Source organism: Pseudomonas sp. GW821-FHT11G12 (genome assembly GCF_058808055.1).
The window spans coordinates 26,527-43,320 of record NZ_JBXARH010000009.1 but is presented as its reverse complement, the minus strand read 5'-3'; the positions used below and the strand labels follow the sequence as shown (position 1 = coordinate 43,320).

The window sequence follows — 16,794 nt, the reverse complement described above, 5'->3', positions numbered from 1 at the left end:
AAACGGCGTTTCAAACCTTGGCCGCACCCCAATCGGCGCCAAGCATGCCCAGCGAAGCCGGGGTGGTCAAGCAACACGGCCACTGCTTTAGCAGTATGGGCCAGTATCAGACGGGCACCGGCTGCGCATTTCGAATGAACGGCAGCAACTCGGCATGGGCCGGCGTCGACACGTTCACATCAAGCTGCTGTTTGGCCCCCAGGTAATGCTGGCTGAACACATCGAAATAGGCGTCCAGCGCCGACGCGGCATCCGTGTCGCCCGCCAGTTCCAGGCACAGCGCCGCCACTTCGGCGGTGCACAGGTGCTCGCTGCGGGTGGAACGACGCAGGCGATAGCGCGACAGTTTGTCGGGCAACAGACTGAGGATCGGCAAGCGGTCGAAGTACGGGCTTTTGCGGAAGATCTTGCGGGCCTCGGTCCAGGTCGCGTCCAGCAGAATGAACAGCGGACGCTTGCTGCTATCGAGATCCACGGTGTTGGTCACCCGCGAAGGCTCGACGTATTCGCCGGGAAACACCAGATACGGCTGCCATTGCGGGTCGTTCAGCAGCGCCAGCAGTTGCTCGTCCGGTTCGGTCCGGGACCAGATGAAGGCGTGATTGTCCTGCACGATGTCGGCAATCAGCCAGCCGGTATTGCTCGGCTTGAACACTTCCTTGCCGGTCATGATCAGGCAGACACCGGAACGGGTGTCGACAGTCGGGCGCCAGGCGCACAGGCAATGGCTGATGATCACCCGACAGTCACGGCAACGTTCGGAGCGAAAGCCACGGGCCTGAATCGGCTTGATGCCCTCATCCTCGCGCTGATCGCGCAGGCGGGCCACAGCGTTGGGGGCATGGTTCATTGCGGGCGACGCCGGCTGACAGGAAAACTCGACACGAACAACTCTCGGCAAGGCAATAAAGGCCGGCAGTTTATCAGAGCGACGGGCACAAGCCTGTACCCTCCCGACCGGCTCCCCTATAATTCGCCGCCACTGAACGCACAGCCACGGGGCTGGTCGAACCACCAGTCACTGAATCAGGAGAGTTTCATGCTGCGCCTTATCGTTCCTACCGCGGCCATTGCGCTGGCGTTGTCCTTCAGCGCACAGGCTGCGTCCCTGAAAGAGCAGAACCTGAACAAGGAACTGCAAAACGTCGCTGCTCAAAGCAGTGCCGGCACGCCACGAGCGATCAACGAAGACATTCTCGATCAGGGCTACACCGTCGAAGGCACCACGCTGATCAACCACCTGAGCGTGCAGGCAAGCCATGCCGACAAGATGCGTGCCGATCCCAAGGCCGTTTATTTCCAACTGGGCGCCTCGGTCTGCAACAACCCGTCATACCGCAAGCTGATGGCCAAGGGGGCCGTGATGCGTTACGACTTCAGCGAAGTGAAGACCAACAAGGCCATCGGCTCCGCCAGCTATCAGGAATCGGATTGCCCGAAAGCCGCCCCGGCGAAGAAAAAGTAACTTTCCGCAAAAGTAACTATCTGGAATTGGCGCGCCGCTGTTCATCCTCGGCGCGCAGTTCGGCCAACAAGGCCTGCAGATAACGCGAACGGCGATCCCCTCCCGACAAGCGCCGGCAGCACTCCTCTTCGAGACTCACATGATTGGTCTCGGCCGATGCTTTCAGCATTCGATACAGCTGCGTATCGATCTCCAGAATGACTCTGGTCATGTGTCCCGCCTCCTTGCCACCCGCAAATCCTTGAATAGCGTGCACCTTGCGTACGGTCGTTGACGCAAAGTTGTCGTACGGCGCCTTTAACTTAGTAAATCAGAGCATTCAGCCCTCGACGTGGCATCAGACGAGCGGTGAAAACACTTCGCAAAGCGACAATAAGCAGTTGCCAGGAAAGACTTTGCGGCGCAATGCTCAATGAGCGAGAAATGCTTTGAGGGTCTAGATTCAAAGTATTCCCGATCATTTTATTAACGGCAGGAAAGGAGCTGCCGGATGTTTGTTTTCTTGCAGCGCGGCACTGACGCCGCACGTCAGGGCCGAAGGCTCTGTGCAGAAGGAGAAGTTGCATGCCTTACCAACCGAATGACCTGCTCAGCCGTCATTTTCAGGAAAGCGGCCACGACCTCACCGGCAAGGTCGAAGAACAACTCAACCTGGTTTCCCCCAACAGTCCGAACATCCCCATCTATCGCGACATGATCCTGACTGTGCTGCGCATGGCCCAGGAAGATCACAACCGCTGGAACGCCAAGATCACCCTGCAAGCCCTGCGTGAACTGGAGCAGGCGTTTCGAACGCTGGAACAGTTCAAGGGCCGGCGCAAGGTCACGGTGTTCGGTTCGGCGCGCACGCCGGTCGAGCATCCGCTGTACGCCATGGCACGTGAACTGGGCGCGGCTCTGGCCAGATCAGACATGATGGTCATCACCGGTGCCGGAGGTGGAATCATGGCCGCCGCACATGAAGGGGCCGGTCGTGATCACAGCCTGGGCTTCAACATCACCCTGCCCTTCGAACAGCACGCCAACCCAACTGTGGACGGCACCGGGAACCTGCTGCCCTTCCACTTTTTCTTCACGCGCAAACTGTTCTTCGTCAAGGAAGCCGACGCACTGGTGCTGTGCCCCGGCGGCTTCGGCACGCTGGACGAAGCACTGGAAGTACTGACCCTGATTCAGACCGGCAAGAGTCCACTGGTGCCGGTGGTACTGCTGGACGCGCCGGGCGGCACGTTCTGGCAAGGGGCGCTGGACTTCATTCGTCATCAACTGGAGGAGAACCGCTACATCCTGCCAACCGACCTGAAACTGATGCGCCTGGTCTACAGCGTTGAAGAGGCGGTGGAGCAGATCAACCAGTTCTACAGCAACTTCCACTCCAGCCGCTGGCTCAAGCGTCAGTTCGTGATTCGGATGAACCACAGGCTCAGCGATCAGGCACTCGATCACATGCAGGAAGCCTTCGCCGATCTGTGCCTGAGCGACCGGTTCCATCAACACGCCTACAGCGGCGAGGAACACGACGAGGCGCAATTCAGCCATCTGGCGCGACTGGCCTTCGCCTTCAACGCCCGGGATCACGGGCGCCTGCGCGAGCTGGTGGACTTCATCAACCTGCCGGAAAACTGGGCCCAGTCCAGACCACAAACGGCGCAACACAACCGCGAACCCTCGAAGGTAATCTGAAGGCAAAAAAAAAGCGGCCCGCTATCGAAATAGCGGGCCGCTTTTTTATTTTTTGATTGAAGCTGGAGCCGATTTAATCGTCCATCCCTCTGCCGCTGAACAAGCGGTTGATCATCTCCATCGAGAACCCTCGATACGCCAGAAACCGGCCTTGTCTGGCTCGCTCCTTGGCGTCGACGGGAAGCTGTCCGGAGAACTTCCGTTGCCACGTATCCGTTAGCTGTTCCTGCCAGCTGATACCGCTCTCGCGCAAGGCAAGTTCGATATCGGCACGCTGCAAGCCGCGCTGGCTGAGTTCCTCACGAATCCGTAACGGGCCATAACCTGAACGGGCGCGGTAAGAAACAAAGCTTTCCAGATAACGGGCTTCGGAAAGCAGCCCCTCCTCCGTCAAGCGGTCGAGGGCTGTTTCGATCATCTCGGGTGGGGCGCCGCGCTGACGCAGTTTACGCGTCAGCTCGACTCGACCGTGCTCGCGACGTGCGAGCAGGTCCATTGCGGTACGCCGCACCGCGACGAGGGTATCGAGTACGGCGGTTGTCATCGGTGCAATCAGATGTCAGCGTCAGCCAGGTCATCTTCGGTCTCTTTGACCGCAGATGCCTTGGAGTCAGCGATCACGGCTGGCGACAGCAGCTTGTCACGCAGTTGCTTCTCGAGCTTGGCCGCGACTTCCGGGTTGTCTGCCAGGAACTTGGCCGAGTTGGCCTTGCCCTGACCGATCTTGGTGCCTTCGTAGGCATACCAGGCGCCGGACTTCTCGACGAAACCGTGCAGCACGCCCAGATCGATCATCTCGCCGTTCAGGTAGATGCCCTTGCCGTAAAGAATCTGGAACTCGGCCTGACGGAACGGCGAAGCCACCTTGTTCTTCACAACCTTGACGCGGGTTTCGCTGCCGACCACTTCGTCGCCTTCCTTCACCGCGCCGGTACGGCGGATGTCGAGACGGACCGAAGCGTAGAACTTCAGCGCGTTACCACCGGTGGTGGTTTCCGGGCTGCCGAACATCACGCCGATCTTCATGCGGATCTGGTTGATGAAGATCACCAGGCAGTTGGCGTTCTTGATGTTACCGGTGATCTTACGCAGCGCCTGGGACATCAGACGGGCTTGCAGGCCCACGTGCATGTCACCCATTTCACCTTCGATTTCAGCCTTCGGCACCAGTGCAGCCACGGAGTCGACGATGATCACGTCAACGGCGTTGGAGCGCACCAGCATGTCGGTGATTTCCAGGGCCTGCTCGCCGGTGTCCGGCTGGGAAACCAGCAGGTCGTCGACGTTGACGCCCAGTTTGCCGGCGTACTCAGGGTCGAGGGCGTGTTCGGCGTCGACGAATGCGCAGGTCGCGCCGGCTTTTTGGGCCTGGGCGATCACCGACAGCGTCAGTGTGGTTTTACCGGAAGATTCAGGACCGTAGATTTCAACAATACGACCTTTTGGCAGGCCGCCGATGCCGAGCGCGATGTCCAGACCCAGAGAGCCGGTGGAAATGGCCGGAATCGCCTGACGATCCTGATCGCCCATACGCATTACGGCACCCTTGCCGAATTGACGTTCGATCTGACCCAGGGCCGCAGCCAAGGCTTTCTTCTTGTTGTCGTCCATTAAAGTCCTCACGTAATCAATAAGGCCTGACGGCCAACACCTGTATAAGTAGCCAGTATTATTCCACAGCGTTCGCGGATCGCCTACCCCTGATTTTCGATTTCTCGTGCCGCTAGTCGCAGGAGCCCCTCTAGCGCGGCCTTCACCGTTTGTCGGCGGACTTCATCGCGATTGCCGGGGAAGTGCTGCACCTCGCTGGAAACCGCATCGCCCACACCCCACGCCAGCCACACCGTGCCCACCGGTTTGCTCGGCGAACCGCCGTCCGGCCCGGCCACACCGCTGACCGCCACGGCAAATCGCGCACGGCTGTGTTTCTGCGCGCCGCGCACCATCGCCTCGACCACCTCGCGACTGACGGCGCCCACCGTCCCGAAGAGTTCGGCGGGTACGTTCAGTTGCTGGGTTTTCTGTCGGTTGGAGTAGGTCACATAACCGGCCTCGAACCATGCCGAACTCCCCGGAATCCGGGTAATCGCTTCAGCGATGCCGCCGCCGGTGCAGGACTCGGCCGTGGTGACGTGGGCATTAAGCAACTGCAGGCGTCGGCCAAGTTCGGCCGCCAGTTGGGTGAGGTCTTTCACGGCACTCTCCGGATCAGGTGGAATGTCTACCACCGTACACGAGCCGGTTGCGCTTTCAATACACAAGCTTATTCAAAATGTGCAGGCGCCAGCGCTCTGATATAGGCCTGACAGGCTTGCAGGGCAATCAGTCCGCGGTCGCCTTCACCGGTGATGGCGACAATTCGTTGAGCATGCGCCGGGTCAAGTCGGGCGCGTACGGTTGCATGATCCACGCCGCCGGTGCCGGAGGCGGCTGGCACACCGCAGCCTTGGGCAGCGTCGCCTGCGTCGATGAGGACTGACAGGCGCAGATCAGCAGTGGCAAGGCGATCGCGCAGGCGATCCTGATCACGTTGGGCATCGCTGAGTGCTCGATAGTGGGTTTGCTCACTGGCCGTGAGCCGTTGCTCCAGGGCCAGACGCTTGTCCTGCTCGGCCTGTTGCGCAGTGGCGGCCGCCAGGGTCATTTGGTTGAGGGTTTCGGCGTGCAGCCGCGCCTGTTCAGCCAGTTGGCGGCCGTAACGCCAGTCCTGGAATTGCCAGGCCAGCGCCGCCGCTCCCGCTGCCAGCAGCACCAGGCCGAGCAGCCGCCCGATACTCAGACTGAAGGCAGGCATAACACCGCCCTCGCCCGCCCCCAAAGCTCCAGCCGATCCTGCAACCCGTTCAACCCGCCGTTGATGCGCCGGGTGATGCTGTTGAACTCATCACGGTCGGCCAGTGCGTTCAGGCCGTTCTGCTCCCAGAACCACGCCGCGGACTCGGCCGCCCATTGCGGTTGTTCCAGCAGCTCCGGCAAGGCCAGCAGTCGTTCATCGCCGAACAGCCCGAGGCTGCACTGGCGATAGTTGGTGCGGCCGGTGATCTGGATCAGCCCGCGGCCGCGATACTTCTGCCCGTCGCCATCGGCTTCCGGTGTATTGCCCAGACGCAAGGCCAGCGTACCGGTGTCGTACTTGCTCAGGTACTGGTTGTTGCCCAGTTCACGCACGTACTGCAATTGGCCGGACTCATGCCCGACCTGGGCGAGAAACGCGGCAATGCGCTTGGGTGCGTCGATGCGATGGCGAGCCATGGCGTCGTTGAGCGGTGAAACAAAAACGCCCGCTTGGGAGCGGGCGTTGGGCATGATGGTTTTAAGGTTGTCTTCTGTAATTTGCATAATGCGTAATCCTCCCTGGATGCTCCGATTGAATCACGACTGACGACCGAGACCGGTCAGCCATTTCTTTGCCAGGGTTTTCAGGGTGCCATCAGGGGCACTGTCTTCTTGCGACGAAAACACCCAGCCGAGGGTGCCGAAATTCGCCATCCAGTCGATTTGCGGTGTTGGAGTGATCTCGCTGATATCGACCCAGAGCAGATCCGGGTGAAACATCTCGACCATGTTTCCGTCGGTCGAGAACAATTCGACCACCGTGTCGTTGACGATGCGTGCGTAGGTTTTCATCAGGCGTACTCGTAAATGATCACGACACCAGGGGCACCTGATGTTCCTGATTTGCCAGCCAGATTGGGGCCGATAGCGACCCCGCCGCCGCCGGATCCATATCCCGAGCCGGGGTAGCCGGGGAAGCTGGTAATGACGGTGGTGCCGAACCCGAGGCCACCACTGCCCAACGGAGAGCTGCCACCATGCCCCGCCAGCGTCGAACTATTGACCGAGATGCCCGGTGATCCCGGGGCCCCGGCTGAGTTGACGATGTTCCCGCCGGACGCAATTTCACCGGGATACCCGCCCACACAAAGTCCTGCCGACGATCCGGAAACAACACCGACCCAGAGGGAACCCTGACCTCCCGGTGCCGATACCAGCGAGCCCAGCGAGCTGGTTCCTCCGACGCCGCCGTTCGTCTGTGCGGCTCCGGCAGCCCCACCGGCACCGATCGTGACGATCTGGCTCGCACCGATCCTGTCGCTCGGCAACCGGGCCTCGGCGTAACTGCCGGAAGCACCACCACCGGAGACGGCATATTGATTCGCACCGGTCGCTGCAATACCCGCACTCCCGCCACCGCCGCCCACGACTTTGACCAATACGGATCGCATCCCCACGGTCGGCGTATAAACACCACTGACAGCAAATGTCTTCACATTCAACAAACGACCACTCAAGGCATTGCCACCGCTGGCATACACCAGCAACCAACTGTCCAGCGCGGCGCTATACACCACCGAACACACACTGCCGCCAATAATCTCGGCTGGCCGTAATGCACTCTGTGCCAGACTCAATAGCGGTTTGGGCAGAAGACCATTCGGTGCAAATGTGCTCGCTCCGGTGTTGGCATTGCCTGCGGTGAAACGCAGCGCCAGAGCGTCCTTCAACGTCGTGATGGCCGGCACATAATTGGCCATGTAGAGATTGGCAGCGCCGATATCCGCTGCGTGTTTATCTGCACCGGCCTGGCTGATTTTCCTGATCGCCTGCAGCAACTGCGTCGCATCGCTTTCGCTCGGCTCAAGTCCCGCAGACTTGACGACATTCAACAGCTCATCGGTGATGCCATTGCCCCAGGTCGCGGGGATCAACGACCCCGGCAACCCGCCAACGACGTCTTCATTGACGAACTTGCCGTTCACCAGCCCTATGCCGGGAACGCTTTTCGGGTAATCCACGTTTGTATCTCCTCAGTTTCCGTTGTGCAGCAAGCCTTCAAGCCAGTCGGGCTCTACCGGACGAGCTTGCGGATCAGGAAACTCCGGATCGTTGGGCCAGTCGCGCAATGCCTGCCGATAGGCGAGAAGCTGTTTGAACTCTTCGGCGCGCAGGGTCGTGCCGTCGCCGACTTCCAGCTCCTCAGCGTCACGCCATACCAGCCATTGGGTGTCGCGAAGAACAGCATTGCGCCATGCGCGTTCATGAGTGATCGCAGCCTCAGGGGAGATGACCGGATCGGTCAGTACGGGTTGCCCACTGGCACTGGCGCTGATGACCTTGCCCGTTGCCTGCCCGGCAAACAATTCGGCGTATTGGGCGTGGGTGATTTCTACGGCGCCTTCAGGTAACTCCGGAGAAGGGCTTTCGACCCGATCAAATCCGAGTGTCTGTGCAAAGAAATAGATCTTCATCGTTATCGCCCCCAAACCAGAATGCGGCCCATGATGCCGGGTGCCGGTCTCACACTCGTGCCGTCGACATTCCTGACCCGCGCCGCAGCTACCGATGTTGTTGAAAGGGTCGAATCAAACGCCCAGACAGTCGTGTTGCCCGCGCTCCAGCCGGACGGGTTCCCCTCATCGGCCACTCCGCCGACGATCGCCGTCTGGAACCTGACCGGCAAAGACAGGCTCATGATGCCGTTGGCGTCAGAACCACCCACAACCCATTGCAGAATCAAACCGCTGGGCAGTTTTTGATAACCGGCACTGGCTAGCTGCAAGGTAAAGGCGTTTGAATATTTCAGGCTCGCAGTGCCATGGACCGTCCAGATGCCATAGCCCTTCACGAACTGCGCGCTTTCACCGCCGTTGATCGTGATCGAACTCAAGTAAGCACCCTGCGGGCAGATTTGTGTTCCGGTTTTACTGGCGATCGTGATGACTGAGTTGCTGAGGCAATGAAAACTGAGAGTGGCACCATCGGGGACACTGGAAACCTCAGGCAGTGTCACGGTGTAAGCCGCGCTTCCACCCAGTCCGAATGCGCACCCCACATCTGCAGCCGTGAGCTGTGTCGTGTCGACCAGGCTCCGGGCACTGGCATGGTTACCCAACGCACGTTGCACGAACTCAGGCGTGGCCACCGCTTTTCCGGTATCGAACTGCGGCGGAGTCGCAAACAATCGGGAACTGCGCAACGCACCCAGCAACTGATTGTTCGACGCCTCGCTGGGCGTCATGCCAGCGGCTTGAACAACGCTGAGAATTTCCTGCGTGACACCATTGCCCCACGCCGCCGGAATCAGCGAACCGGGTTTTCCGGCAACCGGATCCTCATCGGCAAACTGTCCATTGACCAGCCCGACGCTGGGTACACTCTTGGGATAGTCCAAGGCTTATCTCCTTATCTGAAAACATGGGTTGCGTGATGGCTTCAGCCAATCGCGCCGGCCAGCCACTGCGGTGCTGAGGGCCGCGAAACGGATGACGGATATGCGCCGGAACCAGGCCAGTCGCGCAATGCCTGGCGGTACTCGAGCAGCTCCAGGTACTGCTGGGCCTTGAGCGTTGTCCCGCGTCCCAATTCCTGCTCATCGCGGTGGCGGGTGACCCGCCACTCGGTGGCTGAGAGAGCCGACTGACGCCAGGTACGCTCCGCCGCCAGAGGCTGGTTTTCCTCAACCACGGGGGCCTTGGCGACAACTGGATTTTGCGGTTCGTACGCAGGCTCGATAGCGGGAGCTACCTCATCCATCGACGCGCCGATTTCGACGTTGACGTCTTCGGGCACCGGTACCATCGCCGCGACAAACGCAGGCGCGAACAGTTGTTCGATCGCGAAGTCACCGGTGTCGATCACTTCGACCGCGACACCGTTTTCAATACGTGCATAACGGGCCATTACTCGTACTCCCAGATTTCACAGAAGGCGTTGCCACCGGCGCCGCTCACGACTGATGCGGATGCATTGTTCGAGCACGAACCACTTCCTCCCGAGCCACGAACACCGGCAATACCAATGCTGTTCACACCTATCAGCGGCGCACCGCCATCGAACGGGCTGGGGCCTCCGCCCCCGCAGAGCATTCCCCAGTTGCCGTTGTACATCGCAAAGGTGCCGGTGATGCCCCGAGCACTGCAGAGGTTGCCGCCCGTAACGACTTGCCCTCCCGAACCGCCTTGCACAAAGCCGGACGCCGTTGGGGACGTCAGGACGGTAATCGTCTGCCCGCCCATGCCTCCCGAAACACTCAGGTAGGAACCGAAAGAAGCGCCGCCACCGGCCAGGCCAACCGCGTTACGTGGGGCACCGCCGGCGCCCAGAGTGACCGGAACACCGGTCAGCATTTCCGGCGTGACGTCATACAGGCTTTCCCCATAAGCGCCCGCCCCGCCGCCACCGCCAATGCCTAAATTAGTCGCCGGGATGGGTGCACATCCGCCCCCCGAACCACCCGCCCCGACCAGCCGCACGCGAATCCGTCTGGCTCGCGGGTTCGGCTTGTAAACCGTGATCCCGACCGCGTCGATCTGCCGGACCGCCAGCAACCGTCCCACCGCATCGGTGATGCCGTAGCCCGCCAGCGTGGTCGGGGTGTTCTTCAGTTTGGTGAAGTCGACCAGGGCGCCAATGGCCGTTGCCAATTGGTTGGTCTTGGTCTCGTCCGGCGTCAGTCCGGCCGCCTTGATGGCGTTGAGAATTTCTTGCGTGACACTGTTGCCCCAGGCGGCGGGGATCAACGACCCGGGCGTGCCGGCAACGGGGTTTTCATCGATAAAACCACCGTCGACCAGGCCGACGCCGGGAATGCTTTTCGGATAGTCCATTGCGCTGCTTCCTGTGCTGCAATCAGCTGGTGACGGTTGTGCCGGGCACAGCCGGCCAGGTGATTTCGCCGGGGAAACCGGTCTGCTTTTCGATGCGGTTCAGCTCGACGCTGTAGAGCTTCCACTCAAGCAGTTGCAACTGTTCTTCGTGGCTGGCATCACCGATGTCTTCGGCGTATTGCAGGGGGGCAATGCGCAGGACGGAATCGCGCAGCAGCGTGTCGCGTTGATTGAGGACTTTGGTAGTGAGATCCGTCCGGTGTCGTTGCTCATCAAGCACCCACGCGTTGTCCTGCCAGACATGAAACTCGTCCGGGCAAGGTTCCGCGGTGAACTCATCCGTCAGCGCACCCAATTCGCTCCAGGTCTGCTGGGCACCGTTGTCCTTGCGGTACACGATGCCGCGCAGATCAATCAGTTCACGCGGAACGCCGTTGGCCATCGCCCACGTGCGCCCCTGCTCTGCCGCCGGCAACTCGTAAGCCAGTTGAACGGCATTGGCAGGTAATTGAACGCCGATTCCGGGCGTCACGAAAAACTCCACCGGCCCCACCAGAGCGCCAGCGTCATCGACCAGATAATTGAACATTGAAAAGACCTCAGATGACTTTCATGCGGCCGGGATAGGCAACGTTGCGGGGACGGGATGAGAAGGAATACAAAAGCGTGTTGGCCGTATCCATCTGATAGCTGGTGCCGGCGGGGTAGATCGGGCCTCCGTTGGTAGGCGTGGAGTAGGTTTTCGTTTCGTGAGTCTGCGCGCCGACCGCCGCCAGACTGTCAGACCAACGTGAGCCAATGGCTCCCGCGCCCTGAGCCCCCATGGCATACGAGTGCACCGTACCCGCCTGGTTGCTGCCCATCATGCGGCCCGAGTCGACGTTGCGGCCTTCGTCCAGTACGCGCAGGAACTCGCCACGCAACTCCGGGCCTCGAAATGTCAGAGCACCATCACCCGGCGTCCAGTTGCCCTCGTTGCCCACGCGGGTGGCTTCGGTATTGAGCATTCCGGAGCGCTGCGCGTGGTCCCACAGCCAGGGCCATTCGGCACGATTCATCAGCGTGCCGTTCAGCGCGCCGTATCCACCGGGACTGAGCACGATGGTGGTTTCAAAAAACGGCCGCCCCAGTGGCGTGTTGTCGAAGCGCCCCACAGGCCACCAACTGCCAGCACCGTCGCTTCGCAAATGCCACCAGTCACCGCCGCCCATCAATACGAAGAATGGATAACCACTCGGCGAGAGATGGGTGTGAAAGCGTATGCGGTCAGTGCCGGAGGCCTGGATGACCATACGGTTTCCGCTGTTGTCCACGCGACGAACAATCACGTCACGCACGCCAAGAGCGACGTCGGCGGGAGGCAACACCAGCGTCAAGGCACCGGGACTGCCGTCGATCAGCACCAGGCCAAGCTCTTGCCCGGTCAGTGTTTTGGAAGCAGCCAACCGTGTGATGACCGAACGCATCGGACTGGCATTACCGACAACCGACTGAATGGCCTTGAACAACTGCCCGGTATCAGCCTCGGCGGCAGTCATCCCGGCGCCGGTAATCACGCTGAGAATTTCTTGTGTAACGCTGTTGCCCCACACCGCCGGTATCAGCGACCCGGGCGTTCCCGCCACAGGGTTTTCATCGACGAAGCGGCCGTCGACCAGGCCGACGCTGGGGACGCTCTTTGGATAATCCATTGGATGTTCGTTCCTCTGTCATGACAAATGAAACGTGGCGGCGCGAAGGCTTTCGCAACGGCGCAAACGCTTCTGTTCCTGAAAACAAAAAGCCCACAACGAAGTGGGCTTGGGTGCAGCAAGTTGCGATTACCGGGTCGAGTTGCCGGTCAATTCGCGAATGGCCAGCAGTGCCTCATCAGCGGCAGCGCGAGCCTGATCCATCTGGCTCTTGCTCGCGTACGCACGGATCTGGGTCTTGGCTTTCAGGCGCACGGTCCGCAGGGTCAGCAGGTTCTCGCTGAGTTGGGCAGCCTTGTCGAGGATCTGCTCGGCCGACTGTTTTGCCGACCGGCCCTTGGCTACCCAGGCAGCGACGGACAGCGGCACTTCCTTTTTCGGGTAACCGGCGTCTTGATAGGCCTGAGCGTCGACCGCCGCCTGGGCGTACTCGAGGGCTTTGAGCGGGTCACCGGCCAGTGCGGTGCGTGCGCTGTCGGCGACTGCATCGAGATTGACGCACAGACGTTCGGTTTCTTCCTGCTGCAGTGCGGCGACTCTGTCGTCACTCAGCTCCCACTTCTCGCCATCCCAGACATGTGCGGTGGAGGGTTGTGCAGGACGCAAGCCTTCCTCGAACTGATGCAGTTCATGAATGATGATCATCGGATCAACTCCCAGGAAAAATTCACATTGACGGCGGCGGCAAAGTTGACCGCGATGCCGCTGGCGTAATCGGCCGGACCGACGCTCTTGAGCCCCATGCTGAACAGCAATTCGTCACTGGCGGCATTGCCCGCGCCCCAGGTATGTTCGGCCTGATACGCCTGCCACAGTGAGCGCAATTCGTTATGGTCGAAGCTGGCGGTCAATGTCGAAACCGTCGTATCGCTGACCACGTTGCTGGAGAAAATAAGCGCGGCGCCACCGGCCGTTGCCCAGCCATCCCAGTTGCTGGAGGTGCCCACGGTCGGGTTGAGGAAGCAATAGTTGCCACCCAGCCATCCGCCCGGCGCGAAGTTCACACTGGTGATGCCGGTCGGGTGCGGCGTGGGATTGCCCACCACCAGACGCGCCGCTCGCGCATGTGGATCCAGCGGCAGATACACCACTCCATTGCCATTGACCGTCTGCGTCCACGACAACCGGCTTCGGTTGTAGATCAGCCTGACAGTCGGCACCGAACCGGGTCCGGCGGTGACAACCCAGGCCAGACAGATATCCAGCGGCGTCGACTGGAAGCCACCACCCGCTGCGCCATTTACCGTGCCCTTCAAACCTTCCGGTGTCGCGTCATAGACTGTGCCGCGCTGCATGTAAAAGGTCAGCGCACCGCCAATCACCTGAGCGCGCAGAAAGTAACCCGAACTCGGCAGCAGGTCGGCACTGCTCCAGGCCTGAGTGGTGAACGTACGCGAACGCCCCAACTGCCCTGCCACGACTTCCTGGCCAATGCTGACGTAGATACCCGCCGGCACCGACACCCGCCCGCCACTGGTCGAGGCAGCGGCCGGCGTGATCGGCATACGCGCATCCGGCGTGGCAACCGTTGGCAGCGGCAAGGCCGACAGCGGCAATGCCAGATCCTGATTCCAGCCCTTGGCCGTCACCGTCTGAATCGCCTGCAACAACTGATCGTATTTCTTCTCGTCCGGGGTCAGATCCCCGGCCTTGATCACGCTGAGGATTTCCTGCGTGACGCTGTTGCCCCAGTCCGCCGGAATCAACGATCCCGGCGTTCCGGTCAGCGGGTTTTCATCGACAAATTTCCCATTCACCAGACCGGCGCTGGGCACACTCTTCGGATAATCCATTGCGTTATTCCCTAGTCATAATTGATGTGCACCTTGGTGTGCGCCGGTGCTGCCCGATGGATCATGCATTCGAGCGCCGAGCCCGGGTTCACGCCGAAGCGCTCGCCCCAGTAACTCGCACCGAAACGCCGACCGAGCAGCAGGCGGCCGCCGGTGTTGAGCGTCCACATGAACTGCGCTTCCCAGGTGCCCCAGTGCGCCGCACCAAAGCGCGAGCGACCCATACGCGGAGCTTCGAGCTCGGTGATGGTGGCGTTGGGGTAACCCTGGCTTTTGGCGATTTCCAGGTAGTAGCCGACGGCCTGGCTGCCGACCGCCAACAAGCGGCGGCGTACAGCGAGGCGACGGTCGTCGAACAGCGGTGTGGCGCCCAGGCACGGGTCGGGCAGGTTCATCACCTGTTCCCAGTCCGGCACCAGTTCGCTGACACCGGCCGGGTCCATCTCGTTGAGCAGGTCGGCCGCGCGGGCGTCGAGGCGTGCCAGTTCGACGGCGACGCCTTGCAGCACCTCATCGAGTTCCGGCACTCGCTCCGGATCCCACGCCGGGCCCGAAGGCAGCAAGGCACGCAATTGCGCCTGGTATTGCGCGGCGGTTCTTATGCCCCCCATACGCAACCTCCGAAGGTGAGCAGTTCGCTGTCGCCTGCCGCGACGTTCGCCACCGGGGCCGAAAGCACGTGATCGGTTTCACCCGCCGCGCTGCTGATCGCTTCGCGGATATGACTGATCAACAGATCCGCGCCGAGGTCGGCCTCGCGGTTATGCAGATCGCGCAACTGGGTTTCGACAGCGGCGCGCACCGCGGTGGTATCGGGCGTCAGCTTCAGTTGATAGGTCACCGGTTTCTGCACCGGCGGGAGCACATGCACTTCGGCGGTCACCGGGCGCAGCGGCTCGATGTAAGCCTGCACTTCGGCCAGTTGATCGGCATTCGGCACCGGTTGCGGATCGTCGTCACGCATGATGTAGACGCCCACGGTGCCCGGCCCGAGAAAGCCGCCACGGCACCAGGCGCGCGTCACGCCCGGCACTTCCAGCGCCCAGGTCTCGTAGTCGCTGGCCGAACCGCCGTGGGGGATGACGCGATAGGAGCGGATCACCCGCGAGCGCAGCGACTCCAGACTTTCCCGCGCCACCCCGCCGTTGAGCCCCGGCGCCAGCACCACAAAGCTGTTGCCGACCACACCGGTGATCGGCTGCACCGGCGCCAGCGCCAGACCGGCCTCGGCATTGCCCAGGCTGCCGGCATCAAGCGCAGCGATGGAGGTGCTGTTGACGCCATTGACGGAGGTACGCGCTGCGGTGACTTTGAAGGTGCGACCGTCGCTCGACTGCAGCAACGTATCGACGTCCAGCACCGCGCCCGCCGTCGCGTTGAAGCTGACGTTGCCGGTGGCCACCTGTGCCGGTTTGCGTGGCTGGTTCAGGCGCAGCGCGGCGATGCGTTCCAGGGTGGATTCATCGGCGGTGTCGGGCAGGATCTGCTCGGCAATCCAGTCGAGGTAGCCGTACAGGCCATAGGCGGCACCGCCGAGTGTGCGGGCCAGGACTTGCGCATCGGACTGGCGCAGCGAATCGCCGGCCAGGTCGCTTTGGGTGCGCTTGATCAGCACCGGCAGCGAAGGGGTTTCAAACGGCATAGATCACCTGCCAACTGTTATCGGGGTTGATGTCCAGACGTTCGCCGTCGGCCAGGGTCAGGACCGTACGCAGGTTCAGGCGCTGGGCGTCGAGGCGTTCGCTGATGATGTCGATGGCGCTGCAATGGCCGTCGTCGATCAGCCACTGCAAGGCTTCGCGGGCATAAAACTCGGCGTCCATCTGGGTCTGTCGGGTCAGCTTGACCCGGCGCAGCAGCCACAACCGCGAACCGATGCGGTCGTCGGCTACGGTGGGAAAGGTGTCACCCCACCAGCCGTAACGCTCCTCGTCGTCGAGGGCATCGTCGTCGGCCGCACGGCGCCAGGAGAACAGGCTGATCAGCACTGAACGGGTCAGCGCGGCGTGAAGGTTCTGACTGAAAAGCATCACTGACCTCCCGCCGGCGCGCCGGTCTGGCCGCTGCCCGCCTGCACGCCAACGTGCACGTGCTTGATCTGGCTGATGCCGCCAGCCAGCTGATCGCCTTTGGAAACGATCTTGCCGGTCTGGTTGATCACCGGCGTCTCGAAGTTCACGGCGGTGCTGGCGCGGATGTTGAGGGTGGAGGTTTCGATGTCGATGATCCGCCCACGCTTGAAGTGAATCTTGTCGCCTTCGTCGGTGTAGATCGCCACTTCGCCGGCCGCCAGCGATTGCAGGCGATAACGGCGGTCGGCGACCACCAGGGCAATGGCGTGGGAACGATCACCGCCCAGAAACGTGACGACGCCTTCGGCACCGGCCAGCGGATGGCTGGTGAAGCCGTAGGGTTCGAAGTGCTCCATGTCGTCGTTCACTTCACCGGCGGTGAGGCGCATTTGCAGCGATTGCAGCTTGGAGGCCGAACTGGCGAGCACGACAGTGCCGCGCGCCAGCAGGCGTGTCAGTAGGCTCATAGGGTTTCCTTGGAGG

General features: G+C 61.4%; 23 protein-coding genes. 2 read left to right on the top strand and 21 right to left on the bottom strand.

Features of this window, described 5'->3' with window-relative positions; all coding sequences use genetic code 11:
• Window positions 1-106: 106 nt before the first annotated feature.
• On the bottom strand, window positions 107-850 hold the full coding sequence (locus tag AC1RR7_RS23360) for a tRNA-uridine aminocarboxypropyltransferase (RefSeq protein ID WP_273539933.1): 744 nt from the start codon (window positions 848-850) through the stop codon (window positions 107-109).
• A 189-nt stretch (window positions 851-1,039) separates the two neighbouring features.
• On the opposite strand from AC1RR7_RS23360, the gene AC1RR7_RS23355 reads away from it, so the two are divergent.
• Window positions 1,040-1,465 (top strand): PA3611 family quorum-sensing-regulated virulence factor, encoded by a 426-nt coding sequence (locus AC1RR7_RS23355; RefSeq protein ID WP_096819565.1) that lies wholly within the window; start codon window positions 1,040-1,042, stop codon window positions 1,463-1,465.
• A 16-nt stretch (window positions 1,466-1,481) separates the two neighbouring features.
• On the opposite strand, the gene AC1RR7_RS23350 is transcribed toward AC1RR7_RS23355, so the two are convergent.
• Window positions 1,482-1,676 carry a hypothetical protein gene (locus tag AC1RR7_RS23350; RefSeq protein ID WP_096819566.1) on the bottom strand — a complete coding sequence of 65 codons (195 nt, stop codon included), beginning with the start codon at window positions 1,674-1,676 and terminating at the stop codon, window positions 1,482-1,484.
• Between the two features lie 353 nt (window positions 1,677-2,029).
• Here AC1RR7_RS23350 and AC1RR7_RS23345 point away from each other — a divergent pair, with 353 nt between their 5' ends.
• Entirely contained in the window at window positions 2,030-3,148 is a 1,119-nt protein-coding gene (locus AC1RR7_RS23345) for an LOG family protein (RefSeq protein ID WP_096819567.1), read from the top strand.
• 73 nt (window positions 3,149-3,221) lie between these two features.
• Here the strand turns inward: AC1RR7_RS23345 and recX are convergent, their stop codons facing one another.
• From recX to AC1RR7_RS23250, 19 genes are all read right to left on the bottom strand, one after another.
• A complete protein-coding gene (gene recX / locus AC1RR7_RS23340) occupies window positions 3,222-3,692 on the bottom strand; it encodes a recombination regulator RecX (protein WP_096819568.1) in 471 nt (156 codons plus the stop codon).
• 8 nt (window positions 3,693-3,700) lie between these two features.
• Window positions 3,701-4,759, bottom strand: coding sequence for a recombinase RecA (gene recA / locus AC1RR7_RS23335; RefSeq protein ID WP_003222269.1), 1,059 nt, complete (start codon window positions 4,757-4,759; stop codon window positions 3,701-3,703).
• Window positions 4,760-4,842: 83 nt separating this feature from the next.
• Window positions 4,843-5,343 (bottom strand): CinA family protein, encoded by a 501-nt coding sequence (locus tag AC1RR7_RS23330; protein ID WP_493065381.1) that lies wholly within the window; start codon window positions 5,341-5,343, stop codon window positions 4,843-4,845.
• 68 nt (window positions 5,344-5,411) lie between these two features.
• Window positions 5,412-5,942 (bottom strand): lysis system i-spanin subunit Rz, encoded by a 531-nt coding sequence (locus AC1RR7_RS23325; RefSeq protein ID WP_493158515.1) that lies wholly within the window; start codon window positions 5,940-5,942, stop codon window positions 5,412-5,414.
• On the bottom strand, window positions 5,924-6,487 hold the full coding sequence (locus tag AC1RR7_RS23320) for a glycoside hydrolase family 19 protein (protein WP_102621389.1): 564 nt from the start codon (window positions 6,485-6,487) through the stop codon (window positions 5,924-5,926). Before AC1RR7_RS23320 ends, AC1RR7_RS23325 begins: the two co-directional genes overlap by 19 nt.
• Before the next feature lie 33 nt (window positions 6,488-6,520).
• Window positions 6,521-6,775: a hypothetical protein gene (locus AC1RR7_RS23315; RefSeq protein ID WP_493071724.1), complete on the bottom strand. Its 255-nt coding sequence runs from the start codon at window positions 6,773-6,775 to the stop codon at window positions 6,521-6,523.
• Entirely contained in the window at window positions 6,775-7,944 is a 1,170-nt protein-coding gene (locus AC1RR7_RS23310) for a glycine-rich domain-containing protein (RefSeq protein WP_493158513.1), read from the bottom strand. Before AC1RR7_RS23310 ends, AC1RR7_RS23315 begins: the two co-directional genes overlap by 1 nt.
• Window positions 7,945-7,956: 12 nt before the next feature.
• Window positions 7,957-8,397 carry a phage tail assembly chaperone gene (locus tag AC1RR7_RS23305; RefSeq protein ID WP_493065378.1) on the bottom strand — a complete coding sequence of 147 codons (441 nt, stop codon included), beginning with the start codon at window positions 8,395-8,397 and terminating at the stop codon, window positions 7,957-7,959.
• Between the two features lie 2 nt (window positions 8,398-8,399).
• On the bottom strand, window positions 8,400-9,320 hold the full coding sequence (locus tag AC1RR7_RS23300) for a gp53-like domain-containing protein (protein WP_096819575.1): 921 nt from the start codon (window positions 9,318-9,320) through the stop codon (window positions 8,400-8,402).
• A 41-nt stretch (window positions 9,321-9,361) separates the two neighbouring features.
• Window positions 9,362-9,829 (bottom strand): phage tail assembly chaperone, encoded by a 468-nt coding sequence (locus AC1RR7_RS23295; RefSeq protein WP_273539775.1) that lies wholly within the window; start codon window positions 9,827-9,829, stop codon window positions 9,362-9,364.
• Window positions 9,829-10,755 carry a glycine-rich domain-containing protein gene (locus AC1RR7_RS23290; RefSeq protein ID WP_102621395.1) on the bottom strand — a complete coding sequence of 309 codons (927 nt, stop codon included), beginning with the start codon at window positions 10,753-10,755 and terminating at the stop codon, window positions 9,829-9,831. Before AC1RR7_RS23290 ends, AC1RR7_RS23295 begins: the two co-directional genes overlap by 1 nt.
• Window positions 10,756-10,777: 22 nt before the next feature.
• The gene (locus tag AC1RR7_RS23285; RefSeq protein ID WP_493158512.1) at window positions 10,778-11,344 is read right to left on the bottom strand and encodes a tail fiber assembly protein; all 567 of its coding nucleotides are present in this window, start codon (window positions 11,342-11,344) and stop codon (window positions 10,778-10,780) included.
• A 10-nt stretch (window positions 11,345-11,354) separates the two neighbouring features.
• Window positions 11,355-12,446, bottom strand: a complete 1,092-nt coding sequence (locus AC1RR7_RS23280) for a phage tail protein (protein ID WP_102621397.1) — start codon at window positions 12,444-12,446, stop codon at window positions 11,355-11,357.
• Window positions 12,447-12,575: 129 nt separating this feature from the next.
• Window positions 12,576-13,091 (bottom strand): phage tail protein, encoded by a 516-nt coding sequence (locus AC1RR7_RS23275; protein ID WP_493158510.1) that lies wholly within the window; start codon window positions 13,089-13,091, stop codon window positions 12,576-12,578.
• On the bottom strand, window positions 13,088-14,239 hold the full coding sequence (locus tag AC1RR7_RS23270) for a phage tail protein (RefSeq protein WP_493158509.1): 1,152 nt from the start codon (window positions 14,237-14,239) through the stop codon (window positions 13,088-13,090). Before AC1RR7_RS23270 ends, AC1RR7_RS23275 begins: the two co-directional genes overlap by 4 nt.
• Window positions 14,240-14,250: 11 nt before the next feature.
• Window positions 14,251-14,850, bottom strand: a complete 600-nt coding sequence (locus AC1RR7_RS23265) for a YmfQ family protein (RefSeq protein WP_096819582.1) — start codon at window positions 14,848-14,850, stop codon at window positions 14,251-14,253.
• Window positions 14,838-15,881 carry a baseplate J/gp47 family protein gene (locus tag AC1RR7_RS23260; protein WP_493158507.1) on the bottom strand — a complete coding sequence of 348 codons (1,044 nt, stop codon included), beginning with the start codon at window positions 15,879-15,881 and terminating at the stop codon, window positions 14,838-14,840. The genes AC1RR7_RS23265 and AC1RR7_RS23260 overlap by 13 nt, the downstream gene beginning before the upstream one ends.
• Window positions 15,871-16,269 carry a phage GP46 family protein gene (locus tag AC1RR7_RS23255; RefSeq protein ID WP_096819584.1) on the bottom strand — a complete coding sequence of 133 codons (399 nt, stop codon included), beginning with the start codon at window positions 16,267-16,269 and terminating at the stop codon, window positions 15,871-15,873. The genes AC1RR7_RS23260 and AC1RR7_RS23255 overlap by 11 nt, the downstream gene beginning before the upstream one ends.
• On the bottom strand, window positions 16,269-16,778 hold the full coding sequence (locus AC1RR7_RS23250; RefSeq protein ID WP_096819585.1) for a phage baseplate assembly protein V: 510 nt from the start codon (window positions 16,776-16,778) through the stop codon (window positions 16,269-16,271). The genes AC1RR7_RS23255 and AC1RR7_RS23250 overlap by 1 nt, the downstream gene beginning before the upstream one ends.
• Window positions 16,779-16,794: the final 16 nt, after the last annotated feature.

What these genes read in the sequence shown, in the direction of transcription:
- AC1RR7_RS23305 (WP_493065378.1), bottom strand. Translation starts at nt 8,397, where the DNA reads ATGAAGATCTATTTCTTTGCACAGACACTCGGATTTGATCGGGTCGAA.
- AC1RR7_RS23345 (WP_096819567.1), top strand. Translation starts at nt 2,030, where the DNA reads ATGCCTTACCAACCGAATGACCTGCTCAGCCGTCATTTTCAGGAAAGC.
- recX (WP_096819568.1), bottom strand. Translation starts at nt 3,692, where the DNA reads ATGACAACCGCCGTACTCGATACCCTCGTCGCGGTGCGGCGTACCGCA.
- AC1RR7_RS23350 (WP_096819566.1), bottom strand. Translation starts at nt 1,676, where the DNA reads ATGACCAGAGTCATTCTGGAGATCGATACGCAGCTGTATCGAATGCTG.
- AC1RR7_RS23270 (WP_493158509.1), bottom strand. Translation starts at nt 14,239, where the DNA reads ATGGATTATCCGAAGAGTGTGCCCAGCGCCGGTCTGGTGAATGGGAAA.
- AC1RR7_RS23255 (WP_096819584.1), bottom strand. Translation starts at nt 16,269, where the DNA reads ATGCTTTTCAGTCAGAACCTTCACGCCGCGCTGACCCGTTCAGTGCTG.
- AC1RR7_RS23325 (WP_493158515.1), bottom strand. Translation starts at nt 5,942, where the DNA reads ATGCCTGCCTTCAGTCTGAGTATCGGGCGGCTGCTCGGCCTGGTGCTG.
- AC1RR7_RS23260 (WP_493158507.1), bottom strand. Translation starts at nt 15,881, where the DNA reads ATGCCGTTTGAAACCCCTTCGCTGCCGGTGCTGATCAAGCGCACCCAA.
- AC1RR7_RS23280 (WP_102621397.1), bottom strand. Translation starts at nt 12,446, where the DNA reads ATGGATTATCCAAAGAGCGTCCCCAGCGTCGGCCTGGTCGACGGCCGC.
- recA (WP_003222269.1), bottom strand. Translation starts at nt 4,759, where the DNA reads ATGGACGACAACAAGAAGAAAGCCTTGGCTGCGGCCCTGGGTCAGATC.
- AC1RR7_RS23360 (WP_273539933.1), bottom strand. Translation starts at nt 850, where the DNA reads ATGAACCATGCCCCCAACGCTGTGGCCCGCCTGCGCGATCAGCGCGAG.
- AC1RR7_RS23285 (WP_493158512.1), bottom strand. Translation starts at nt 11,344, where the DNA reads ATGTTCAATTATCTGGTCGATGACGCTGGCGCTCTGGTGGGGCCGGTG.
- AC1RR7_RS23320 (WP_102621389.1), bottom strand. Translation starts at nt 6,487, where the DNA reads ATGCAAATTACAGAAGACAACCTTAAAACCATCATGCCCAACGCCCGC.
- AC1RR7_RS23275 (WP_493158510.1), bottom strand. Translation starts at nt 13,091, where the DNA reads ATGATCATCATTCATGAACTGCATCAGTTCGAGGAAGGCTTGCGTCCT.
- AC1RR7_RS23290 (WP_102621395.1), bottom strand. Translation starts at nt 10,755, where the DNA reads ATGGACTATCCGAAAAGCATTCCCGGCGTCGGCCTGGTCGACGGTGGT.
- AC1RR7_RS23250 (WP_096819585.1), bottom strand. Translation starts at nt 16,778, where the DNA reads ATGAGCCTACTGACACGCCTGCTGGCGCGCGGCACTGTCGTGCTCGCC.
- AC1RR7_RS23355 (WP_096819565.1), top strand. Translation starts at nt 1,040, where the DNA reads ATGCTGCGCCTTATCGTTCCTACCGCGGCCATTGCGCTGGCGTTGTCC.
- AC1RR7_RS23315 (WP_493071724.1), bottom strand. Translation starts at nt 6,775, where the DNA reads ATGAAAACCTACGCACGCATCGTCAACGACACGGTGGTCGAATTGTTC.
- AC1RR7_RS23265 (WP_096819582.1), bottom strand. Translation starts at nt 14,850, where the DNA reads ATGGGGGGCATAAGAACCGCCGCGCAATACCAGGCGCAATTGCGTGCC.
- AC1RR7_RS23295 (WP_273539775.1), bottom strand. Translation starts at nt 9,829, where the DNA reads ATGGCCCGTTATGCACGTATTGAAAACGGTGTCGCGGTCGAAGTGATC.